The organism is Pectobacterium aroidearum (genome assembly GCF_015689195.1).
GTDB lineage: Bacteria > Pseudomonadota > Gammaproteobacteria > Enterobacterales > Enterobacteriaceae > Pectobacterium > Pectobacterium aroidearum.
Genome location: NZ_CP065044.1, coordinates 183,442 through 207,662, shown reverse-complemented (window position 1 = coordinate 207,662; position 24,221 = coordinate 183,442). Strand labels below are relative to the sequence as shown.

Annotated in this window: 20 protein-coding genes; 11 read left to right on the top strand and 9 right to left on the bottom strand. The window is 55.6% G+C overall.

The genetic code is table 11. The annotated features are described in order from the left end of the window. Positions 1-371: 371 nt before the first annotated feature. The 4 genes from I2D83_RS00860 (at position 372) to fpr (ending at position 5,021) form a co-directional block, all read left to right on the top strand. On the top strand, positions 372-1,211 hold the full coding sequence (locus tag I2D83_RS00860; RefSeq protein ID WP_180779150.1) for an MIP/aquaporin family protein: 840 nt from the start codon (positions 372-374) through the stop codon (positions 1,209-1,211). 53 nt (positions 1,212-1,264) lie between these two features. Beyond that, on the top strand, positions 1,265-2,776 hold the full coding sequence (gene glpK / locus I2D83_RS00855; protein ID WP_012772900.1) for a glycerol kinase GlpK: 1,512 nt from the start codon (positions 1,265-1,267) through the stop codon (positions 2,774-2,776). A gap of 254 nt (positions 2,777-3,030) precedes the next feature. After that, positions 3,031-4,041 carry a class II fructose-bisphosphatase gene (gene glpX, locus I2D83_RS00850; protein ID WP_012772899.1) on the top strand — a complete coding sequence of 337 codons (1,011 nt, stop codon included), beginning with the start codon at positions 3,031-3,033 and terminating at the stop codon, positions 4,039-4,041. A 233-nt stretch (positions 4,042-4,274) separates the two neighbouring features. Then, entirely contained in the window at positions 4,275-5,021 is a 747-nt protein-coding gene (gene fpr, locus I2D83_RS00845; RefSeq protein ID WP_012772898.1) for a ferredoxin--NADP(+) reductase, read from the top strand. A 17-nt stretch (positions 5,022-5,038) separates the two neighbouring features. Here the strand turns inward: fpr and I2D83_RS00840 are convergent, their stop codons facing one another. Continuing rightward, positions 5,039-5,461: a DUF805 domain-containing protein gene (locus I2D83_RS00840; protein WP_012772897.1), complete on the bottom strand. Its 423-nt coding sequence runs from the start codon at positions 5,459-5,461 to the stop codon at positions 5,039-5,041. Positions 5,462-5,658: 197 nt separating this feature from the next. Between I2D83_RS00840 and I2D83_RS00835 the strand changes: the two genes are divergently transcribed. Continuing rightward, complete coding sequence (locus I2D83_RS00835) at positions 5,659-6,258, top strand: YiiQ family protein (protein WP_012772896.1); 600 nt, start codon at positions 5,659-5,661, stop codon at positions 6,256-6,258. A gap of 165 nt (positions 6,259-6,423) precedes the next feature. Next, positions 6,424-7,191: a triose-phosphate isomerase gene (tpiA, locus tag I2D83_RS00830; RefSeq protein WP_182101211.1), complete on the top strand. Its 768-nt coding sequence runs from the start codon at positions 6,424-6,426 to the stop codon at positions 7,189-7,191. A gap of 140 nt (positions 7,192-7,331) precedes the next feature. Here tpiA and aguA read toward each other — a convergent pair whose 3' ends face one another. The 7 genes from aguA to I2D83_RS00795 all read right to left on the bottom strand — a co-directional run bounded on the left by aguA (position 7,332) and on the right by I2D83_RS00795 (position 14,298). Then, positions 7,332-8,435 carry an agmatine deiminase gene (gene aguA / locus I2D83_RS00825; protein WP_181845676.1) on the bottom strand — a complete coding sequence of 368 codons (1,104 nt, stop codon included), beginning with the start codon at positions 8,433-8,435 and terminating at the stop codon, positions 7,332-7,334. 3 nt (positions 8,436-8,438) lie between these two features. Continuing rightward, complete coding sequence (aguB, locus tag I2D83_RS00820; protein WP_012772893.1) at positions 8,439-9,323, bottom strand: N-carbamoylputrescine amidase; 885 nt, start codon at positions 9,321-9,323, stop codon at positions 8,439-8,441. A gap of 584 nt (positions 9,324-9,907) precedes the next feature. Then, entirely contained in the window at positions 9,908-10,666 is a 759-nt protein-coding gene (locus I2D83_RS00815; RefSeq protein ID WP_181847417.1) for an ABC transporter ATP-binding protein, read from the bottom strand. Positions 10,667-10,683: 17 nt separating this feature from the next. Further along, on the bottom strand, positions 10,684-12,282 hold the full coding sequence (locus tag I2D83_RS00810; protein ID WP_205947380.1) for an ABC transporter permease: 1,599 nt from the start codon (positions 12,280-12,282) through the stop codon (positions 10,684-10,686). Positions 12,283-12,303: 21 nt separating this feature from the next. Further along, on the bottom strand, positions 12,304-12,705 hold the full coding sequence (locus I2D83_RS00805; protein WP_180779144.1) for an ExbD/TolR family protein: 402 nt from the start codon (positions 12,703-12,705) through the stop codon (positions 12,304-12,306). 1 nt (position 12,706) lies between these two features. Beyond that, positions 12,707-13,423 (bottom strand): MotA/TolQ/ExbB proton channel family protein, encoded by a 717-nt coding sequence (locus I2D83_RS00800; RefSeq protein ID WP_180779143.1) that lies wholly within the window; start codon positions 13,421-13,423, stop codon positions 12,707-12,709. An 11-nt stretch (positions 13,424-13,434) separates the two neighbouring features. After that, positions 13,435-14,298 (bottom strand): energy transducer TonB, encoded by an 864-nt coding sequence (locus tag I2D83_RS00795; RefSeq protein WP_181847414.1) that lies wholly within the window; start codon positions 14,296-14,298, stop codon positions 13,435-13,437. Positions 14,299-14,879: 581 nt separating this feature from the next. Between I2D83_RS00795 and I2D83_RS00790 the strand changes: the two genes are divergently transcribed. The 4 genes from I2D83_RS00790 (at position 14,880) to I2D83_RS00775 (ending at position 21,744) form a co-directional block, all read left to right on the top strand. Continuing rightward, the gene (locus I2D83_RS00790; protein ID WP_012772887.1) at positions 14,880-15,887 is read left to right on the top strand and encodes an ABC transporter substrate-binding protein; all 1,008 of its coding nucleotides are present in this window, start codon (positions 14,880-14,882) and stop codon (positions 15,885-15,887) included. 85 nt (positions 15,888-15,972) lie between these two features. Then, positions 15,973-18,243, top strand: a complete 2,271-nt coding sequence (locus tag I2D83_RS00785) for a TonB-dependent receptor (RefSeq protein ID WP_205947379.1) — start codon at positions 15,973-15,975, stop codon at positions 18,241-18,243. A 4-nt stretch (positions 18,244-18,247) separates the two neighbouring features. Then, on the top strand, positions 18,248-21,016 hold the full coding sequence (locus tag I2D83_RS00780) for an exo-rhamnogalacturonan lyase family protein (RefSeq protein ID WP_205947378.1): 2,769 nt from the start codon (positions 18,248-18,250) through the stop codon (positions 21,014-21,016). Further along, positions 21,016-21,744 carry a DUF6250 domain-containing protein gene (locus I2D83_RS00775; RefSeq protein ID WP_205947377.1) on the top strand — a complete coding sequence of 243 codons (729 nt, stop codon included), beginning with the start codon at positions 21,016-21,018 and terminating at the stop codon, positions 21,742-21,744. Before I2D83_RS00780 ends, I2D83_RS00775 begins: the two co-directional genes overlap by 1 nt. Here I2D83_RS00775 and I2D83_RS00770 read toward each other — a convergent pair. Continuing rightward, entirely contained in the window at positions 21,731-22,660 is a 930-nt protein-coding gene (locus tag I2D83_RS00770; RefSeq protein ID WP_012772883.1) for a LysR family transcriptional regulator, read from the bottom strand. The two genes, I2D83_RS00775 and I2D83_RS00770, sit on opposite strands and share 14 nt — an antisense overlap. Positions 22,661-23,006: 346 nt before the next feature. Here I2D83_RS00770 and I2D83_RS00765 point away from each other — a divergent pair, with 346 nt between their 5' ends. Then, positions 23,007-24,026, top strand: coding sequence for an IS110 family RNA-guided transposase (locus I2D83_RS00765; RefSeq protein WP_205947376.1), 1,020 nt, complete (start codon positions 23,007-23,009; stop codon positions 24,024-24,026). The last annotated feature ends 195 nt before the right edge of the window (positions 24,027-24,221 follow it).

The window sequence follows — 24,221 nt, the reverse complement described above, 5'->3', positions numbered from 1 at the left end:
TACTCCTATGTTACCCAAAATAATTCAAATTGTAGGAAGGCGGCGATCGCACGAATCCCCAGGAGCTTACACCAGTAAGTGACTGGGGTGAGTAAGGGAAGCCAACGCACATACAGTTTGAAGTATGACGGGTAAGTGTTAATAAATTTAACCTGAGCGTTACTATCAACCTTGTGCGAAAAACCACGGCGAGTCATTTTATAAGCGAATACGCTCATTTTCTTGACGCACAACACACATTTCAATTTCGATATTTCTCGTTTTCGCGCATTAACGATAAATTCACATCATAAATACATTTAAAACAGAGGATGCCACTCAGCGGTATCCTTAGACCTACCACTCTGTATGTTACCCAGCAGGAAAAAAATATGAGCCAAGCAGAACGTTCAACGCTAAGAGGTCAGTGTATCGCCGAGTTTCTCGGCACTGGCCTGCTGATTTTCTTCGGCGTCGGCTGCGTCGCCGCATTGAAACTGGCGGGAGCCAGCTTCGGACAGTGGGAGATCAGCATCATTTGGGGTCTGGGGGTTGCGATGGCAATCTACCTGACCGCCGCGATTTCCGGTGCCCACCTCAACCCAGCAGTAACCATCGCGCTGTGGCTGTTTGCCTGTTTCGATGGGCGCAAAGTGGTGCCTTACATTCTGGCGCAGATTGCCGGGGCATTTTGTGCCGCCGCACTGGTCTACGGTCTTTATCACAATCTGTTCGTGGATTTCGAGCAGACCAACAACATGGTGCGTGGCAGTACGGAAAGCCTGAGTTTAGCCGGCATTTTCTCAACGTATCCGAACCCGCACATTTCCGTCATGCAGGCGCTGCTGGTTGAAACCGTCATCACCGCCATCCTGATGTGTCTGATTCTGGCGCTGACCGATGATGGTAACGGTATCCCACGCGGGCCACTCGCTCCCCTGCTGATCGGTATTCTGATTGCCGTCATCGGTGCATCTATGGGGCCGCTGACCGGCTTCGCTCTCAACCCAGCGCGTGACTTTGGTCCTAAGCTGTTCGCCTTCCTGGCGGGTTGGGGCAACGTCGCCTTTACTGGCGCACGCGAAATCCCTTACTTCCTGGTTCCTATCTTTGGCCCCATCATCGGTGCCTGTCTGGGTGCCTTCGGTTATCGCGCACTGATTGGCCGTAATTTGCCATGCGATGTGTGCGAACCCGAGGCAGAAACTACCACGCGTCGTGAAAGCCGTTAAACTTAACGCCACGACCATCCTATTTCACGGTTAATCATTACAGGATTGGATTTATGAACCCGGAAAAAAAATACATCGTCGCACTCGACCAGGGCACAACCAGCTCCCGCGCCATCGTGTTGGATCACGATGCCAACATCGTGAGCGTTTCACAGCGTGAATTCACCCAGATCTACCCAAAAGCGGGCTGGGTAGAGCATGACCCCATGGAGATTTGGGCGTCACAGAGCTCAACGTTGGTCGAAGTGCTGGCCAAAGCCGACATCAGCTCGGATGAAGTCGCGGGCATTGGTATCACCAACCAGCGTGAAACCACCGTCGTCTGGGAAAAAGAGAGCGGCAAGCCGATTTATAACGCCATTGTCTGGCAGTGTCGTCGCACTGCGGACATTTGTGAAAAGCTGAAGAAAGATGGTCTGGAAGAGTACGTTCGCAACACCACCGGACTGGTGGTCGACCCCTACTTCTCCGGCACCAAAGTGAAATGGATTCTGGATCACGTTGAAGGCTCTCGTGAACGCGCCAAACGCGGCGAACTGCTGTTTGGTACGATTGATACCTGGCTGATTTGGAAAATGACGCAGGGGCGTGTTCACGTAACGGATTACACCAACGCTTCCCGCACCATGCTGTTTAATATTCATACGCTGGAGTGGGATACCCGCATGCTGGAAGCGCTGGATATCCCGCGTGAGATGCTGCCGGAAGTGCGCGCATCTTCAGAAGTCTACGGCCAGACCAACATTGGCGGTAAAGGCGGCACACGTATTCCTATCGCCGGTATCGCGGGTGACCAGCAGGCGGCGCTGTACGGCCAGCTTTGCGTCAATCCAGGGCAGGCGAAAAACACCTACGGCACTGGCTGCTTCCTGCTGATGAACACTGGTAAAGAAGCGGTGCTGTCCAAACACGGCCTGCTGACCACCATCGCCTGCGGCCCACGCGGCGAAGTTAACTACGCGCTGGAAGGCTCGGTATTCGTTGGCGGCGCTTCTATCCAATGGCTGCGTGATGAGTTGAAGCTGATCGGCGACTCAATGGATTCCGAATACTTCGCAACAAAAGTGAAGGACACCAACGGCGTCTACGTCGTACCCGCTTTCACCGGTTTAGGTGCCCCTTACTGGGACCCGTATGCCCGTGGCGCAATCTTCGGTCTGACCCGTGGCGTGAATGCTAACCACATTATCCGTGCAACGCTGGAATCCATTGCCTTCCAGACCCGCGATGTACTGGATGCCATGCAGGCAGATGCCGATACACGCCTGAAAGCGCTGCGTGTCGACGGCGGCGCGGTCGCCAACAACTTCCTGATGCAGTTCCAGTCCGATATTCTCGGCACGCGCGTGGAACGCCCGGAAGTGCGCGAATCCACTGCGCTGGGTGCCGCTTTCCTGGCAGGCCTTGCCACAGGATTCTGGAACGATCTGGACGAAGTGAAGAGCAAAGCCACGATCGAGCGCGAATTCCGCCCCAGCATCGAAACCGTGGAGCGTAATTATCGTTACAGCGGCTGGCAGAAAGCCGTGGCTCGCGCCCGCAACTGGGAAGATCACGACGCCTAATCTATCACCACATCTATCCACATCGGGCGCGCCTGTCGCGCCCGTTTTTTCCCTATCGCCCAACCGCCACTCTCCCCCGTTGTGATAAAATCCTCGCCCATATCCTAATGTTGATCGCTTAAGAACCGAGATACCGGGGCGACCACGGTGCGAGGCGTCCCTGCGGGAACCTCATCACCGCGTTTCACCTAAATCCAGGCTTAAGTGGCTAACATAAGGCCACTTCTTTCCCGAACGACAACAGACAGGTATTTATGAAACGTGAATTAGCCATCGAGTTCTCGCGCGTCACCGAAGCAGCCGCGCTGGCAGGCTATAAGTGGTTAGGTCGTGGCGACAAGAATGCCGCCGACAATGCCGCCGTACAGGCGATGCGCATCATGCTGAATCAGGTCAATATCAACGGTCAGATTGTCATCGGCGAAGGGGAAATCGATGAAGCACCCATGCTGTTTATCGGTGAGCAGGTCGGCACCGGCAAGGGCGATGCCGTAGACATCGCCGTCGATCCGATTGAAGGCACGCGGATGACGGCAATGGGTCAGGCGAATGCGCTGGCCGTGCTGGCCGTTGGCGAAAAAGGCGCATTTCTGCACGCGCCAGACATGTACATGGAAAAACTGATCGTCGGGCCTGAAGCGAAAGGCGCGATTGACCTCAACCTACCGCTGGCAGACAACCTGCGCAATATCGCGCTGAAGCTGGGTAAACCGCTCAGCCAGTTAACCGTAACGACACTGGCTAAACCGCGCCACGATGCCTGCATCGCGGAAATGCAGCAGTTGGGCGTGAAAGTGTTCGCCATTCCAGACGGCGACGTAGCCGCATCCATTCTCACCTGCATGCCGGACAGCGAAGTTGACGTACTATATGGCATCGGCGGCGCGCCAGAGGGCGTGATTTCAGCGGCCGTGATTCGCGCGCTTGATGGCGACATGCAAGGACGTTTGCTGGCACGTCATCAGGTTAAAGGCGATAGCGCTGAAAACCGCCGTATCGGCGAAGATGAGCTGGCACGCTGCCGACAAATGGGCATCGAAGCGGGCAGCGTCCTCAAACTTGATGACATGGCACGTAATGACAACGTGATTTTCTCCGCGACCGGCATCACCAAAGGTGATTTACTGGACGGGATCGCGCGTAAAGGCAACATGGCCACCACGGAAACGCTGCTGATCCGCGGCAAATCCCGCACGATCCGCCGGATTAAGTCGACACACTATCTGGATCGCAAGGATCGTACGCTGCACGAATTTTTGCTGTAACAGGCGATTGCCCGGCTGACTGATTGTTTCACAGTTGTTAATAAATAGCGTATCTTAAACGCACGACTTAAATGCACGAATAGTGGCGTCAATACCCTAGATAATTCGAGTTGCAGGAAGGCGGCAATCGCTCGAGTCCCTAGGAGCTTACTCAAGTAAGTGACTGGGGCGAGTAAGAGAAGCCAACACACATGCAGCTTGAAGTATGACGGGTACAACAGGAGCAAAAAAATATGGCTGAATGGGTGACAGGCAAAGTGGTTCAGGTGGAAAACTGGACAGAGAGTCTGTTTAGCATTCGGGTTCACGCGCCCACCGATTCATTCACTGCCGGGCAGTATGGCAAACTGGCGCTGGAGATTGAGGGTGAGAAAGTGCAGCGCGCGTATTCCTACGTGAATGCGCCTAGCGATCCTACACTTGAGTTCTATCTGGTGACGGTGCCGGAAGGCAAGCTTAGTCCTCATCTTCATGCGCTTCAGCCTGGCTCCGAAGTGATGGTCGTCAAAGAACCCGCTGGATTTTTCGTGTTGGAAGAGGTTCCTGACTGCGAGACGCTATGGATGCTGGCAACAGGGACGGGTATTGGCCCTTACCTGTCGATCCTTCAGGAAGGTAAGGATCTGGAGCGCTTTAAGAACATCGTGCTGGTTCACGCCGCCCGGTTCTCACGCGATCTGAGCTATCTGCCGCTGATGCAGCAATTACAGCAGCGTTACCACGGGAAGCTGCGTATTCAAACGGTCGTCAGCCGGGAAGAGGAAACGGGCTCGCTGACAGGCCGCGTTCCCCAGCTTATCAGCAACGGTACATTGGAGGCCGCCGTGGGCTTGCCGATGAATGCTGAAACCAGCCACGTTATGCTGTGCGGTAACCCACAGATGGTGCGCGATACCCAACTGTTGCTGAAAGAAGAGCGGCAAATGACCAAGCACCTGCGCCGCAGACCCGGTCATATGACTGCCGAAAACTATTGGTAAACCGTCGGTTGTTTTAATTAGCGGCGGAAGCGAAACGGCTCCGCCTCTGCTCCAAACCGATTTTCCCCTTTTGTCCCCAGAAAAACGCCGCAGTCGAGCAACGTCATCACGACAATCAGGATCGGCAAGAAGCGGCCAATACCCCACTGCCAGATAGTGGAAAACATCGTCCAGTTCCCCGAAGCCAGCATCCACGCCACCACTAACAGCAGCGCCCACCAGCCGCTTTTATTACGGTCGTGCAGTCGTTTCACCATTATCGCCGCCGTTGGCCACAGCAAGACCACCAAACCAAACGCCGTTGATTGCGTATCCAGCCAGCTTTGGCCGGATAGCGTAAATAGTACCGCCATCAGTGCGACCCAAATGGCCATCCAGAGCCAGAAATCACGACGGCCGATTCGGCCTTTAAACGAGAAGCACCATTGCTGTAATGTCATTAACGATAACGCCCTGAATTGTCAGCCTGTCTGGCCAAATGAATCGGTATTTTAGTGTGGCTGATTTTACCTCAACCCAAGTATTTGCCTGTAATCTTTACGCGATTTTTGACAACGACGTACCAATGCCGCTTTAATCAAACGTATTCCGCCGTTATTGGCCTGGACATCTTCTGAAGTGGCTGACCCGAATCCCTATGACACGAAAACGCATCGCTTCACTTTTGGTTTTATCATCGCTGGTGCTGTACCAGACTCACGCAGCAGCCGACCCGACGTTCCCGCCCAAACCCTCAGCCAATGCGCCGTACCTGCTGGCCGGAGCCCCAACCTTCGATCAAACCATCACGCAGTTCCGTTCCCGCTACAACCTGAGCAACCCGACGCTGCCGATTGGTGAATTTCGAGTTGTCGACACCGGTAATATCACCAGCATGCTGACTCGCGCTGCCAGTCGCATCAACGACCACCTCTATGCCTCAACCGCGTTAGAAAAAGGCACGGGGAAAATCAAAACGCTGCAAATTACCTGGCTACCGCAGCCACAGAGCGATCAAGAGACCGCAGCGCGTCGTAAGCAGGCCATCGACTATATGGCGGCGCTGGCACGAACGTTCGCGCCGTCGCTGACGGAAGAACAAAGCATGAAAAAAGTCACCGAACTGCTGGAAAAAGGCAAAGGACAGCGCTTTTATCCGCAAACGGAAGGCGCCCTGCGTTATGTTGTTGCAGATGATGGCGAAAAAGGGCTAACTTTTGCTGTTGAACCGATTAAGCTAACGCTATCTGAACCGTGATCTACACGGTAATTAATGACGAAAAACAGAGCCACGGTCACATTTCGTCTCTATACTGTGGGCAGGTCGTATTGCCTGACGGCAGTAAAATTTATGCATCGGTTCATTAATACATTGATTTATTAACATATTGATTCATTCGCGATTCCGGCTGGAGGAAAAAAGATGCGACATCCATTAGTTATGGGTAACTGGAAGCTGAACGGCAGCACTCACATGGTCAACGAACTGATCGCGGGCTTGCGTAAAGAGCTCAGCACTGTTGACGGTTGTGGCGTAGCGATTGCACCACCGGCGATCTACCTCGATCAAGCTAATCACCAACTGGCTGGCAGCCGTATTGCACTGGGCGCGCAGAACGTTGACGTAAACCTCTCTGGTGCCTTCACCGGTGAAACCTCTGCCGACATGCTGAAAGACATCGGCGCGAAATACATCATCATCGGCCACTCCGAGCGCCGCACCTACCACAAAGAAAGCGACGAATTCATTGCGAAGAAATTTGGCGTGCTGAAAGACGCGGGCCTGATTCCGGTGCTGTGCATTGGCGAGACCGAAGCGGAAAACGAAGCGGGCCAGACGGAAGCAGTATGTGCACGTCAGTTGGACGCCGTGCTGAACACGCTGGGTGCGAAAGCGTTTGAAAACACCGTTATCGCCTACGAACCTGTATGGGCTATCGGTACCGGCAAATCTGCGACCCCTGCGCAAGCGCAGGCCGTTCACAAATTCATCCGCGATCACATCGCCAAGCAAGATGCCGCTATTGCTGAACAAGTTATCATCCAGTACGGCGGTTCGGTTAATGCTGCGAATGCTGCCGAGCTGTTCACCCAGCCGGACATCGACGGCGCGCTGGTTGGCGGTGCTTCACTGAAAGCCGACGCCTTTGCCGTTATCGTGAAAGCCGCAGCCGACGCGAAACGCGGCTAAGCGTTTCATAGAAAACGGGCGGAACAAACCTTCGCCCGATCAAAAAGCCGGTTCACGCTCTCGCGCCAACCGGCTTTTTTTATGACGGATAGGGATATCCGTCACCCCTTCTTTTAAGCCGTCTATTAACGGCCCAACAGTTACTTCACCGCAGGGATTTGCTGCGTAATGCAGTGAATATTTCCACCGCCCAGCAGGATTTCCCGCGCAGGCACGCCGCTAATCAGGTAGCCGGGGAACATCTGTTGCAGCAGGTCGCGGGCAACGTCATCCGTCTTTTCATCCAGCAGCGGGAAAATGATTTGCTGGTTGCTGATCAGGAAATTCACATAGGAACCCGCCAGACGAGAACCGGCAAGGCGTTCAACCGCATCGCCGCTGTCCACGCCCTGCGCTTCCTCTTTGGTCGCATAGAGCGGGCCGGGGGCTGGCAACTTCCAGATTTTCAGCTCACGCCCTTGCGCATCCCGCGCGGCCGACAGCACCTCATAGGCCGCAACGGAGCGGGCATACTGCGGATCGTTTTCGTCATCCGTCCAGTGCAGCGCCACTTCACCGGGGCGTACGAAGCAGCACATGTTATCGATATGCCCGTCGGTTTCGTCGTTGTATACGCCCTCTTCCAGCCAGATAATCGTCGAGATGCTGAGGTAATCACGCATCAGCTGTTCGATTTCTGCCTTACTCAGATGCGGGTTACGGTTCGGATTGAGCAAGCATTCCGCTGTGGTCAGCAATGTGCCTTCACCATCGACATGGATCGAGCCGCCTTCCAGAATCAGCGGCGCGGCATAACGCGCAGCCTGATGATAGTCCAGCACCTGTGCCGCGACTTTCTCATCCTGACGCCAGTCTTCATACAGACCGCCAAGTTCGCCGCCCCAGGCATTGAACTGCCAGTCGATACCCCGACGTTCACCCGCCTGATTCAGCACGATGGTTGGACCGGTGTCACGCATCCAGGCGTCGTCGCTTTCCATTTCCACCAGCGTGACATTCACTGGCATCACTTGTTGCGCATTCGCCATGTAACGTGCGGGCACACCCATGATAACCGGCGTATTCTGAGCGATAGCTTCTGCCACGCGCGCGAACGTTTTTTGCGCCGGAATGCCTTGTTCGCGCCAGTTGTCAGTGCGATACGGCCAAATCATCCACACGGCATCATGCGGCGCCCATTCGGCGGGCATCGCAAAACCATCCTGATGCGGCGTCGTGAGGGGGGAAGTTGCTGGCTGTGACATGACTTATCTCCAGGTCTTGCCGTCAGAAGTGGCGATCGTGCCGTACATGTCCGGACGACGGTCGCGGAACAGGCCCCATGACGCACGCTGTGCAGCAATGGCTTCTAAATCAAATTCATGTACCAGAATCGCTTCATCCGTCTTATTGGCCTGTGCTACCAGCGCACCGGTTTGGTCGGCAATGAAGGACGAGCCGTAGAACGTCATTTCCAGACCGTCGATGTATTTGCTGGCTTCTGTACCAATACGGTTAGATGCGATCACTGGCACGAGATTCGCCGCAGCGTGACCTTGCTGAACACGAGTCCAGTGCGGCTGGCTGTCGATATCCGGGTAAGCAGGTTCGGAACCAATCGCGGTCGGATAGAAAATCAGCTCTGCGCCCTGCAACGCCAGGCTGCGTGCGGTTTCCGGGAACCACTGATCCCAGCAAATGCCCACGCCGATTTTTGCGTAGCGCGTCTGCCAGACTTTAAAACCGGTATCGCCCGGAATAAAGAATTGCTTCTCCTGATACGCCGGACCATTCGGAATATGTGTTTTGCGGTAAACGTCCAGCACGGCACCGTCCGCGTCAATCATCACCAACGAGTTGTAATAGGCGTTATTGGCACGCTCAAAGAAGCTCAACGGCAGCACCACGTTCAACTCCGCCGCCAGTGCGGAAAAATGCTTAATCAGCGGGCTGGTTTCCAGCTCCTGCGCCAGCGCATAGTGCTCTGGGCTTTGATCGATACAGAAATACGGTGCGGCAAACAGCTCCTGAATCAGGATAACCTGCGCGCCTTTTGCATGCGCTTGTCGCACCAGTTTTTCGGCGTTTTCAATGTTCTTAGGCAGATCCCAAGAACACGCCATTTGTGTTGCGGCAACGGTAACTTTTTTCATGCGAAAACCTCAATAATAACGATATATACCCGCCCTTTCTTACCGGCAAGTATCGGCAATAAGTGTTTCTCTCGGTCACGATTATGCATCGGCGCGAACCCGCGCGGCCTTAACGAGTGTAGGCCAACACACCTGCGCATGCCCAATAGGAATATCCTGTTAAGGTATTGACCGAAAATGACATGCGCATTATGCCAGTTAATCACAGCACTTCACTATGCTGAAAATGCACGATCTCGCGTGGCGGACAGAAAAGAAAAACCGCCTTTTCACGGCGGTTCAGACTGTCAACAAACTTATTTGCCGAACGAAAACGGGAATAACGGAATAGAAGAGTAAAGCGTTTGCGCCAGGGACAAAGACGTCAGGAACGTCTTTGAACGTCGCTTGCGACGGCCCTGAAAGGGTGAATCTCAGGATGAGATTCATATCTGCGCAAGCCGAGCGTACAGGGATGTATTTACAGCGTCTTTACGATCTATCCGTTACTCCCGCTCTACGGATTTTGTCAGCAATCTCAATCACCTTTTTCACGGCGGTTTCTATCGATGATTAAGATTGAGAGAAAGCGGTAGGCAGCAGCATCAGACTTCAACAGCATCCGCCTGATGTAGCGCCTGACTGACCGCTTGTCGTTGCTCCAACAATGCAGTGCTGGTTCGGTCACGAGGATAAGTGAGGTTTATCGGTAGAATCCTGCTAATCCGGCCGGGTCGAGGCGACATCACCACTACCCTGTCCGCCAGAAAAACTGCCTCTTCCACATCGTGTGTCACCAGCAGGATCGTCAAATCCGTTTGCTGGCGTATCTCCGCCAAACGCGCCTGCAACTGCTGCTTGGTTAACGCATCCAGTGCCCCAAAAGGTTCATCCAGCAAAAGAATGTGCGGCGTCGACACCAGCCCACGGGCAATTGCCACTCGCTGCGCCATTCCCCCGGATAACTGATGCGGCCATGCATCAGCAAAGCCTTCCAGCCCCATCATCTGAAGATAGTGTGCAATACGGCGCTCTACCTCAGCAGGAGACAGATTGAGGTTGAGCATACCGAGGCGAATATTGTCCGTCACGGTGAGCCACGGAAACAGGCGCGGTTCCTGAAACACCAGACTGACATCGTCGGGAATACCACGCACAGGCCGCTCGCCAATCAGAATACGTCCGCGTTCCGTGGTATCAATCCCGGCCGCCAAACGCAGCAGCGTCGATTTACCACAGCCACTGGCACCGATGATGGCAACCAGTTCGCCCTCATGCAGCGACAGATCGATATCCTGCAACACCGTCAGCGGGGTGCCGTTGACGATAAAGTGTTTAGTAATGTGCTGAAAATGCAGGGACATAACTTCTCCGTTAACGGTCACGCAAAGCGCCAGCGAGTCAACCGCCGCTCAGATAAGGTAATCAGCCGGGAAAAGAGCGCGGCGACGGCGGCAATCAGCACCACGCCCGCCATGATGCGATCGGATTCAAGCAACTGCTGTGCGCGAATCATCATGCCACCCAGCCCTTCTCCCGACGGCATGAAATACTCTGCGCCAATCGCGCCTGTCCACGCGTGCATCAACGCCAGCCGCAGGCCGGAAAACAGCGGCGACAACACGCTGGGCAGTATTAGCGTGCGGAGCGTTTGAACTGGCGTCAGACGCAGCACCTGCGCCACTTCCAACAGCGCAGGGGGAAGCTGGGCGATCCCCTGACGGGTTGCCAGCATCACGGGAAAGAATGCCGCCACGGCGATAAACACGATTTTGGCGCTTTCCCCTAAACCGAACCAGGCGGTGATCAGCGGCAGCCAGGCGAATAGCGCTACGCAACGCAGCGCGGACAGCGCCGGATTAAACAGCCTGTCGGCAATACGCCAGCCGCCGAGCACCGCTCCAACCAGCACGCCGATCGCACTCCCCAGCGTAAAGCCCTGTAACGCCCGCAGCAGGCTGGCATGGAGATCGATGAGCAATCCCCCCTGAACCAGCCCCGTCCACAGCGCGTCGATCACGCGACTCGGCGCAGGAAGGAAAGCCATGTTCACCCACTCGTAGGTGCTACTAACCTGCCACAGCACAACCAGTACCAGTGGCGCTAACCAAGGCGTCAGCGACAGGCTCGGCAGCGCATAACCCAAGCTATCGCGACCCAGCACCGGTGCAGGCCAGTGAATCCAGCGACGCTCCAGCTTCAGCAGCACACGCTCTCCGGCAAATCCCAGGATTCCAATGATCAGAATGCAGACGAACACTAAATCCAACATGAACAGCTGGCGGCTTTGTACCAGCAGATAGCCCAACCCTTCGCTGGATGCCAGCAGTTCAACCGCAATCAACGCGACCCATCCGGTAGAAAACGCCAGCCGCACGCCGGTCATCACATAGGGCAGCATCGCAGGCAGAATCAGGTAGCGCAGGAAAGCGGCAGGCGGTAAACGCAGGCTACGTGCCATTTCATGCAGCTTTTGCGGCGTCTGTTGAATGCCGGCACACGTATAGAGCGTCACCGGCACCGTCACCGATTTCACCAGCACTACCAGCTTCAGCGCCTCGCCAATGCCCAGTGACAGCATCAAGAGTGGAATCCAGGCCAGCGTCGGGATCTGCGCGATAACGGTGAACAACGGCATAAATAGCGCATTCAGCCGCCGATTCAGACCGAAGAGACTACCGAGCACCAGACCCAGCGCGATCCCCCCGCTAAAGCCAATCGCCAGCCGCAGCAGGCTGATGGGCAACTGATGAACCAGCTCTTCGGGGATAAAAGCCCGTGCGCTATCGATGACCGCCAGTGGTGAAGGCAGGATTTGTTCAGACATCCATCCGTGACGACTGGCAAGCCACCAGCCTGCAAGCACCAGCAGCGGCACAACCAGAGACACGACTAACGCAGAATATCCCGCCGACAGTGCGGCGGCGGTCAGCGAGGCATCAGGGGCGGAGCGTATCCGCAGCGGATATTTGGGCATCATGATCGTCGGTATCCAGCGGCGTTATTTTTGCGTCAGCAGGGAAAGACGAGTAATCCCCGCCTGCTCGACATCGGCCAGTAGCGCGGCGACAGCGCCGTAATTCGCGTCTTTATCCGCCTGCACCTGCACGACCAGATCCGCATTACCCGCTTTAGCCTGTTGCAAGCGCGGCACCAGCTGTTCGCGCGCCAGATTCTCTTTATTGATGAACACCCGCTGTTCGCCATCGATACTAATCACTACCGGATCGGCGCGGTCAGCCGGTGCCACCGCCGACGTTTTCGGGAGCTGAATCGGAATGGCATTGGTTAACATCGGCGCGGTCACAATAAACACCACCAGCAGCACCAGCATGACGTCCACGAGCGGCGTGATATTCATTTCACTCATGACGTCTTCATCATTACGCGAGGTAAACGCCATATCAGACCACCTCTCTCAGGTTCTTCACGGAGAAGGCGGCAGACGATGGCTCCGCGCTGGCGTGAACCGTGCTGACATGAAAATCGTGTGCCTGCATCACGCTGTAGACATCATGGGCAAAGTCATCCATGTCCGCGACGGCCAGCTTGAGGCGACGTAAAAAGTAGTTGTAGATCAGCACCGCAGGCACCGCGACGGCAATCCCGATGCCGGTCGCAATCAGCGCGTTGCCAATCGGCCCCGCAACGGTATCGAGACTGGCAGAACCAGAAAGCCCGATCTCCTGCAATGCCGCCATAATGCCCCAAACGGTGCCAAACAGGCCGATAAACGGCGACGTACTGCCGATACTGGCCAGCACCGCTAGCCCGCTTTCCAACGTACGGCGCTCACGCTGAATCTGCTGTTGCAGCGCGCGCTCAACCCGATCGGGCAGATGAATATTCAGTGCAAGCTGCCCACTCATCTGCTCCGGCGCTTTGACGGCGGCCAACGCCAGATTAGCGAGTGAACCGGGCTGTTTGGCGCTGGTTTCCGGCGTCTGGCTAACGTCATCCTGCTGCCAGAACGCCGCGCGAAAACGCCGATCGCGCCGCTGCGCCCGCCCGTATTGGACGAATTTCAGCAGCCCCAGCCCCCAGGTGACGAGGGAAAACAGCAGTAACAATAGAATCACTGCGCCTTCCGCAGAAAAGAGTTCAATGTGTCCAAGCGTCATAACCAATTACCTCATGAGTTCAGCGAAAAATCGACGGGAACAACCACCCAGCCGCTCACCGGCTGGTTGCCGCGGCGCGCCGGAACGAAAGACCAGCGCAGCACCGTGTCTCTGGCTGCCTCGTCCAACGAGGGATAGCCGCTTGATTGATGAATCCGAATGGTTTGCACTTTGCCATCGGCACGTACCTGCACATTCAGAAGTACGGTGCCTTCATAACCACGGCTAATCGCCACGTCGGGATAAGACGGTGCCGGATTATGCAGGTAGTCCGCATTCGCCAACGGCGGCGTTAACGGCGCGTCTACGGGTGGCGCGACTGCCTGTTGCGCCACCGGAGCTGGCGTGACCGGGGCACTTGCCGATACCGTTTCAGCCTGAGGTTTTGGCGTCGGCGCGGGCGGGTTCTTTTTCACCGCGACCTTTTTCGGCGCGGGTTCTGGCTTTTTCTCGGGCGCTTTTCTCTCAGGCTCTTTTTTTTCAGGTTCCGGCGGTAATAGCGCGTTGTCATCCACCGGCTTGTTGACGACGGGCGGAGTGAGTTCCGGCGGAGGGGCTACGACTTCAGGTTCAGCCGGCTCGGCTTGCAGTACCGGCTCGGCAACCGCCGCAACCAGTTCGATGCTGATAGGCTGTGGCCGGGCTGGTACCGTAACAGGCGGTGTCGACGCGCTACTGAATAACGCCAATACTGCCGCGTGCAATAGCAACGTTGCGATCGCCGCCAGCCAACGCTCCGGTCGGGACGAAACCGTCGTATTCAACGCCGGCACGCGCGACTGCACGACGCCGTTCACCCGGCTGGCGTGCGGAGTCGGCTCCGGTGAATAAGACCGGGATCCTGACACCGCTCCCGCATAGAGTAATTCCGTCATGGTTAGTGCTCCTGACCGTGTTTATTGATACCCGTCATGCTTTAACTTGCAGGCGACATTGAGAGGTAACCTAAAATAGCGCTGGAATAAGCGATTCTTTCCAAGTGCTTAATAAAGTCAACGTATGTATCTGCATATCGATATTCATTTATATCCGTCATACTTCAAGTTGCATGTGCGTTGGCTGCGTTCACTCACCCGAATCACTTACCTGTGTAAGCTCATCGGGATTCCTTCCCTTGCCGCCTTCCTGAAACTCGAATTATTTAGGGTATAATTATTTATTTCATCGGAAAGATAATGACGATCCTGCCTACCGACAAACTAAAGGCAATAAACCCAAACAGGCTAATGCATAGTTGGAATAGTTTTTTTTCGTTCGCTGCATAACGATGAAATAAGCGATGAATGCTGATTTAGCTATTTACTAAAAATAATAATGCTTTTTTTGTATTAGTCAGTTTATTGCCAAGCCTTTAAATGTGTTTCTGCAACAAGATGACGCCGCGCTAAACCGGCGCAATAACAACAGAAATATTCGCACACTCACATTCAAACACCTCATCACTGGCGGGCGACAAATGAAAACATCAGGACGAAAATGGTTAGTGACCAGTTTATTGGCAATGGGAATGGCCTGGTCAGGCATTGCATCGGCGATTACTGAAATTCGTATTGCCGCGCCAGACATCGGCGCAGGCACAAAACCCAGCGGCGGCGGCCTGCTTGACGTCATTCACAGCCAGAAGCTGCTGGAGCGTGAGTTTGGCAAAGACGGGATCAGCGTCCGCTGGACGTTTATTAAAGGCGCAGGCCCCGTTATTAATGAAGCGTTTGGCAACCATCAGGTTGACGTGGCCTATCTGGGGGATTTAGCCAGCATTATCGGCCGCGCGCGCGGGCTGGATACCCGCGTGATCGCCGTGGCATCACGCGGCATCAATCACTATCTGGCGGTGGCGAAAGGTTCCGGTATTGAGAAAATCGCCGACCTGAAAGGTAAACGCATCGGGATCTTCCGTGGAACAGCAGGAGAGCTTTCGTTCGTCAGCGCGCTTGATTCCCAGGGCCTAAAGCCCTCTGACGTGAAGCTGATTAATCTCGACTTCGCGGCGGCCAGCGCGGCGTTAGCGGCCGGACAGATTGATGCGACATGGGGCGGCAGCAATACGCTTTCGCTGCGAGATAAAGGGCTGGCGGACATCCCACTGTCTAGCCGTGACCTGAATGGCGCAGGCCAGCTTAGCGGCTTCCTGCTGGTGGATGAGAAATTTGCCAAAGGTAACGAGGATATTCTGCGCCGCCTGGTCAAAGTTCAACGAGAAGCGGCAAACTGGGCCAGCGATGAGAAAAATAAAGATGAGTTTATTCGACTCTTAGCCACCCAATCAGGTTATCCGGAAAATATATTACGCGTCGAATGGGATACATTACCGCCATTAACCGAGCGTCTTTCACCCGAATTGGATCCAGCCTTTGTGGAAAAATTAAAACGCGCCGTCACATTGGCCTATGAATCACGTCTTATTCGGCAACCTTTTGATGTCGATAAATGGCTGGATGATTCTTATCTAAAAGCAACTCAGTAATTTATTCCCCCCCAAAATTATAACCCACATATTGCCGTGACATTCACGGCAATAGGCAGCCTATTGACGACATTCGGACGAAGCTATGTATTTAAAAAAACACCAGCAGTATTTAAAAGAACACCAGCGAAAAATAACATCGGGTATTTTAATGAGCTGCGTCTTAACGCTTCCTGCTATGGCGCGAGCAGCCGATCCACAAATCACAACGGATAACGTTCCACGAACCGAGGCAACAACCGCCGCCCCCGTTCAACTAAAGCGTGTGAAAGTGAATGCTCAGCGTACGCCTGTTCAACCACCGACCACGCTGGCATCGGTGATCGATGGCAAAACGCTCGAAGAAGAACGGGTGTATCGCTTTGAAGAACTGTCGCAACTGGTAACAGGGCTGGATGTCGATACCGTCGATGTGATGGACACCACCGTGACCATTCGTGGGATTGGCGACGGCGGCGAGAGCGGTACGAATATCGGTATGCCGGGCAGCGTAGGGCTGTTTGTCGATGGCGTTTACTTATCCCGCCCCGGCGTCATCTCTAATGACTTGCTGGATATCGACAGCACGCGCGTATTGAAAGGCCCACAGGGGGCAGCCTACGGCTTTAACACCACCGGCGGCGCTATTGATATTCGCACCCGCAAGCCAACCTTCACACCGGAATATTCACTGGAACAATCTTTCGGGCAGCGCGGTTACCTGCAATCCAAACTGATGGCATCCGGGCCACTCAGCGACCACTGGGCGGGACGCATCAACCTGTCGCGCACGGAACGCGGTGGAAACGTCACGAATATAGAAAACGGCCATAAGCTAGGAGGCAGCACCAATAACGGCGTGCGCGGCCAACTGCTTTATCAGCCTAATGACAGTTTTAGCCTCAGAATTACCGGCGACTACAGCGACTCCACGCAGCGTCCGGTTTCCGTGCTGGTGAGCGCAACTGACGCGTTCCGTACTCGCGCGGAACAGACAGGCCTCAAGGTCGTCGGCGGTCGCCAGGTCGCCATGGATGACGAGAATGTTATTCGTGTTGCGCAAGGCGGTGGCTCGGTAGAGGCCAATTGGAGGTTGAAAAACGGCTATAGCGTCAATTCGCTATCGTCACTGCGCTATTTCCGCGTATTACCCAGCACGGCGGATAACTGGAATATTCCGCTCTATCACGATAGCGGTGCTGACGTACGCGATCGCGTCTGGTCACAAAGTTTTTGGCTGGATTCGCCCAAAGGCAACACGTTCGATTATTCGCTGGGCGTCGATTACTGGGGAGAGAACCTCGATACCGAGGCAAACAGTCGCTACTACAACGACAACCGCGTGCGGACATGGGTAGGAAATGGCTATCAGGGCATTAACGTTCAGCGCTTTGGCACGCTGGATGACACCGTTTATTCCGTCTATGGCCGCGGAACCTGGCATGCCGCCGATAAACTGGATGTCATTGTCGGCCTGCGCCAAACCTATGAGAAAAAGGAGGGGACATTTGTTCGTAAAAACCGCGCAACCTTTAACTCTGGCCCGCTCTCGCAAACCAACCGCCTGCCTTCTGGCTCCATCAGCCTGAACTGGTTCGCTGCACCGAATGTGACTCCGTACGTCACGCTGGGCTACGGGGAAAAATCCGGTGGCCTGAACGTATCATCTGGGGCAGCAAGACAGCTGGGGATCGATTCGCTGTACGTCGATCCAGAGAAAACCCGTTCGGCAGAGCTGGGTGTTAAAACACACTGGCTACAGCGTAAAGTAGAGTGGAATACCGCGCTGTTCTGGAGCGTGGTCGAAGATTTCCAAAATAACGCCTATGACGAAGAAACAGATACCAGCTACCTGATTAACGCCGGGAAATTCCGCTCGCGCGGCGGCGAAACGCAACTGACGTTGCGCCCGATTGACGGGTTGAGCATCAGTCTGGCCGGTACCGTTCTGGATGCCCGTTACCTGAATTTCCCTAACGCCCGCTGCCCGGCAGAGATCTCCGCCGTCTCGTGCGATATGTCGGGGAAACGCGTCTTCAAGTCCCCGACGCTGAGCTACAACACGCGTGTGCGTTACCAATGGGATACGCCAAATAATCTGCAAGCCTCGGTTTCCGGTCAATGGTCATGGCGGAGCTGGGCCTACGGTACGCTCGACGATTCCGAATACAATCGCATTCCAGCGTATGGCGTCCTGAACCTGTCTAGCGGGCTGAGCGGCAAGCAAGGCGACAACCGCTGGAACGTATCGCTATGGGTGAAAAATGCGCTGGATAAAAACTACTACCGCTCCGTCAGAGGCTCCAGCGCCACAACGGGTGTGATAGGTGAACCGCGCATGGTCGGAATATCAGTCGGCTACGACTTCAAGGGCTAACGTCATGAACAAGATGCCTTACTCACGCCGACGTTTCCTGCGCGACAGCACGCTGCTCGCGCTGTCGGCTCCGTTCTGGACATCGGCGCACGCCACCGCGCCTCGTGCCTCTGCCTACGCAGGCGAATCCGCACCGCAGGTCAACCTGCGCTGGCTGGACGGGAAGCGGCCCCGCGCGTTCACTGGCGTGACCTGGGGCGTCCCCTGGCCGCAAGGGGCAGTGCGCAACGACAGCGGCTTCCAACTGCATGATGCGCAACAGCACGCTTACGACTTGCAAAGTTGGCCTCTGGCGCGCTGGCCGGACGGTTCGATTAAATGGTCGGCACATGCCCTGGGTGGTGACACACCGCCGGAAGACGGACTGACGCTACGGCCGATTCCCGCTAAGGACGGCTCGACGGGTTCAGCAATGGTCCGCGAACATGAGCACGGCTGGACAGTAGAGACGGACCGCATTCGCTACGAGATCCCACGCTCTGGCACCCGTTTAATCTCAGAAGTATGGCGAAATAATCGGCTGGCGTTAACCAACGGCAGACTGGTGTTGCGCATGCAGCGAGGCGCGGAGACGGAGAGTACCCTGACGCTGGATGCATATCAGGGCGTGATTGATACGGTCGCGGTGGAGCAGAACGGGGCACAGCGGACGGTGATTGCGCTACGCGGTACACACCACGCGCCACAGCAGGGGGTAACGCGCATCCCCTTTATTATCCGGCTTTATAGCTATGCGAACACCGATTCACTGCGTGTCCTACACACGCTGATCTATGACAACGACGATGACCTCGTCAGCCTGAAAGGACTTGGGCTGGCGTTCGACGTTCCGTTACAGGGGGAGTTGCACGATCGCTATGTCCGTTTCGTCTCGGATCAGGGCGGGCTCTTCCGTGAAGCGGTACGCGGCCTGAGCGGGCTACGGCGCGATCCCGGTTCGGCCGTTATCGCGGCACAGTTGGCCGGGCAAGCCACGCCGCCGATAGCGGATTTTTCACCGGAGGTCGGAAAACGGCTGGATTACATTCCCGCGTTTGGCAGCTATCGCCTGACGCAGCACCATCCCGACGGTTTCCAGATACATAAACGCACGGCGGCCGGACAGGGCTGGTTACTTTCCGCTACCGGCGAACGGGCGGCGGGCGTCGGCTATCTGGGCACGCCAACCGGCGGTGTGGCGTTCGGGATACGCCATTTCTGGCAGAGCTACCCAGCCTGTCTGGAAATCGACAATGCTCACACCGACGTCGCGACCGTCACGCTCTGGCTGTGGTCACCGTGGGCGGAACCGATGGATATGCGCTTTTATCATGACGGGCTGGGTCAGGATACCCATGACAAACAGCGCGAAGGACTGGCCATTACCTATGAAGATTACGAACCGGGCTTCGGTTCGGCAGTCGGCGTAGCGCGCACCAGCGAACTGTTTATCGATGTGCTACCTGCGACGCCAGACGCGGAAGATCTGGTGAATCGGGCGCGACGCATGCAGCAACCGCCGTTGCTGGTGGCAGACGCTCAGGATCTGCACCGCGCGCAGGCGTTTGGATCAATGTGGGCCCCCTCCTCTGCCACCACGCCAGCCCGAATTCGGCTTGAGAAACAGCTGGATGCGTATTTCGACGTCTATCAGCAGGAGGTCGAGCAGCGGAAATGGTATGGCTTCTGGGATTTCGGCGACGTGATGCACACCTATGACAGCGACCGTCACGTCTGGCGCTACGATGTGGGCGGCTACGCATGGGATAACTCGGAGCTCAGCACCGATCTGTGGCTCTGGTATTACTTTCTGCACAGCGGGCGCGCCGAAGCGTTTCGCCTGGCAGAAGCCATGACGCGCCACACGGGCGAAGTGGACGTACACCATCTAGGACGCTTCAGTCCGCTGGGGTCGCGGCACAATGTGCGCCACTGGGGCGACAGCGCCAAACAGCTGCGTATTTCTACCGTCGCTAACCGCCGTTTTCTCTACTACCTCACTGCCGATGAGCGCATCGGTGAACTGATGGATGAACAGGTCGAGGCGCTGCGTACGCTAAGCGCGGTGCTGCCCGGCCGCAAAATCGGCCAGACGCATCCCGATAACCCAAACCATATCAGCCTAGGTTTCGGTACCGACTGGGGTGCCGTTGCTGCCGCGTGGCTCACCGCATGGGAACGCCATAGCGACCCATCGATGCGCGAACGCTTGCTCAACAGCATGCAGACGCTGGCCAGCCAGCCGCACGGTTTATTCACTGGCAGCGCCGCCATCGATCCCGATACCGGCCGCTTTCTTCCCGCACCTGCGGATCAGGTAGAAATTTCACACCTGAGCGCAGTTTTCGGTCTGACGGAAATCTGTAGCGAGTTGGTTGAAGCATTGCCCGATCCCGCTTTTACACGCGCGTGGCTTGACTACTGTCGACTGTATAACGACCCCATCGCGTTAAGCGCAGCCGTGGGTAAAACGGTGAAAAAGCTCAATCTGGCTCAGGGACATGCCCGACTGACTGCGTTTGCCGCACGACGGTTGAACGATCGTGCACTGGCGCAGCGCGCCTGGGCAGAGTTTACCGCAGGCAACGGCGGCATTGCCCATCCGACGCTCGAGCAGCGGCGTGTAACGCCACCTACCGTGCTCTATCCCATCAACGAGCCGGTCATCGATTCCACCATTGATAAACATTCCGGCAGCACCACGGCCGTCAATCTGGCGACCAACGCCGTCGCCCAGTGGGGGTTAACGGCCATCGCCCTGCTGGCTTTGCTGGATGACATTCCCTCTTCTTAATGCCGCCACCCGGCGGCACGCTACAGGACATCACCATGACTGACCCAGGCTGTACTGAAAACACGCTCCTCCTGTCACCTCAGGCAGACGACACACATGACATTATTGATTCGCCACACCGTTCAACGCTTATCTGGTCCACGGATTCCATCGGCCAGCCGTTACGCTGGCAGGTGGAGCAGGAAGATCCTGACCGCACGACAATCCAGACCACGCCAGAGCATCTGGCGCTGGAAAGCGCCGCCGGGCTGACGATCTGGCTGGACGCCCCACTCTCAGGCACCTATCGCATCGCCTTCACGCGCGAAGTGTTGGTCGCGGATCGTCCCTACGACCGCGTATCCGACCTGAATCAGTTCTGGGCCGCGCGCGACCTGCACCACCCGAACCTGTTTACTCGGTACGGCAAGCTCAACGAATATGACAGCCTGAATCTGTACTATGTCGGGATGGGCGGCAACTGGAACAGCACTACGCGCTTCCGTTATTACGACGGTCACGGTGAGCGTCTGCTGCTCGGTGAATACACCGATGCCACGCACCTGCTGCGTCCTAATCATCGCTATCGCATCGTGATTGAGGTGGATCGGCGGGAAACACGTTTTTGGGTCGACGATGTGCTCTATTTCCACGCCAGCTATCCGAATACGCCCGCTCCCGGCTATTTCGGTTTTCGGACGGTATTTTCGCGTCAGGAAATCAGCGACTTCAGCATCACTCCGCTGTAAGCACCGCTGGCGTACCGTGCAGGTCGCTGTCGACCTGCACAAACGTGTCAATCAGCTTGCGTGCCAGCAGAGACAGACGGGCATCCGCCAGATAAATAATGCCGTAGTGGGTATAAAACTCGTCGGTGTTGTCGTCCAGACCCGCAATCTTCAACATATGCAGGCCGTGTCGCTCGGGCTCGTTGAAATGGTTGGTTGTCCCGATGGCATCCGAATGACGAACCACATCCAGCAGGCTGTAGCCATTCTCACACTCAATGCTGGTGCGAATATCCAGTTTACCGCTCAGTTGCACCAGCGCACGGTGCAGGTTGGGTGGGCGGATCGTTGCCGCCAACGGGTAGGAAAAGAATTGCTCGACAGTGATCTCTTCCTGCGCCGCCAGCGGATGCCCGCTACGGCAGCAGAAGCCCCAGCGGTGCTGGCTCAGTGGCTGCACCCGATAGCGAGTATCGAATTCAAAATTGCGCATGTCCGCCACGATAAAGTCCAGCTCTTCGGCCATAAGCCGATGGCCCAACGCCTGCCAGTTATCAACGCGAAAGACCATCCGCACCTTTGGGTAATGTCGCGAAAAATCCCCGATCACCTGCGGCATTAGCCAGGCCGCGGGAGCTGGGCCACAGCCAAAATTCACTTCGCCCGCTTCTTTCTCGTTGAATTGCTGAATATCGTTAAACAGATCGTGCGTCTGATTAATCAGGCGACGCGCGTGTTCCAGCACCACCAGTCCTTTCGGCGTCGGCTCTAATTGATTCATACGATCGATCAGACGCGTGCCAATGGTCTGCTCCAGCGACTGGATGCTGCGACTGAAGGCAGATTGGGAAAGCTTCATCGCCTGTGCTGCCGACGTAAAATTTCGATGCTCAATCAGGGCAATAAAGTGGCGCAGTTGGCGAAGATCGATGTTCATAGCAGCAATCAGCGTGTCATCAGGACGGAAGGAATGGGCAGGCTAGCAGGTCTAATCGTACAGAAAAAATAATAAAACCGATTTTTATATTCTTGCTGGTTATATATCTACAACGGCGGATGTGATGGAGGAGCCGGAGGAGGGGCTCACCTCAAATGTCTAGCGCAGGCTCTTATACGACAATCCCGAGGCAACGCGAGTTTTGCCGTTATCCGGCGTAAAAAATTATGCTGAGGAGATAGCAGGCTTAGGATGAGCCGCAGGGACAATGAGATGGACGCTCCATCTTAACGGCATCAGATGTGCCAGAGTATGAGTGTCAAATCTCAAAAGAAGGAGCGTCCAAATGCAAGTATCTACCCTTGGTATCGATCTGGCAAAAAACGTTTTCGTTCTTCATGGTGTCAATCACACCGGCCAGACCGTGCTGAAAAAGAAACTCTCGCGGGCAAAGTTTGCTGAGTTCGTTATCCGTCTCGAACCCTGTCTTATTGGGATGGAGGCGTGTTCATCCAGCCACCATTTTGCCCGGATGTTTATCCGCCACGGCCATCAGGTCAGGCTGATGCCACCGCAGTACGTCAAGCCTTACGTCAAAACCAACAAGACCGATGCGACGGATGCGGAAGCCATCTGCGAAGCCGTTACTCGGCCCAATATGCGTTTTGTTCAGGTCAAAACCGTTGACCAGCAGGCTGTGCTCGCCCTTCATACGGAGCGGGATATCATTATCCGGGAACGGGTCGCCTGTACGAACAGCCTGCGGGCCATGCTGAGCGAGTTTGGTTTTGTGATGGCAACAGGCAGAAAAGCGCTGAAGCAGGGCGTTCCAGAAATTCTTGAAGACGGAGAAAATGAGCTATCACCGTTCGTTCGTGCCAGCACATTACGCCAGATGGCGCATATTGATGCGCTGGATGACCATTTGGAGCTTATCGAACAACAACTGAAGTCATGGGCCGAAACACAGGCAGCCTGTAAACGCATGACAAAAGTGCCTGGCGTCGGACTGCTGACGGCGACGTATCTGGTCGCGTCAGTGGGTGACGGAAAGCAGTTCAGCTGTGCAAAACAGTTCTCAGCCTGGATGGGTTTGACACCGCGTGAACATTCCAGCGGAGGCAAACAGCATCTGGGGCGGATAAGCAAACGGGGCGATGGTTATTTCCGTTATCTTCTGGTGCACGGAGCCCGGGCAGTCGCTTCCGTGATTGAGCGACACCGGGAAGACATGCGATGGCTTGACGGACTGCTAAAACGCAAAAATTACAATGTTGCGGTAGTGGCACAGGCGAGTAAAACAGCGCGGATACTGTGGTCGATGCTGGTCCATGAAACCGACTATCGCTCCCCTGCGGTAGCCTGAGCACCGCTCAGTCTTTGTTGAGGTTCAGAAAGGGTAAAACGCAGTCCGGAATTGCAGGTGTAATCAAAAAGATGGCAAAACAGGTAAGACCGCAGGTGAGGTAAACCGGTTCGCCGATGGGCACGATAGCCCGTAGTGGATGCTTGGTTCTCACCTGGCGGATTTCATCATGGTTCGGGGCGCAGAAGCCCCATC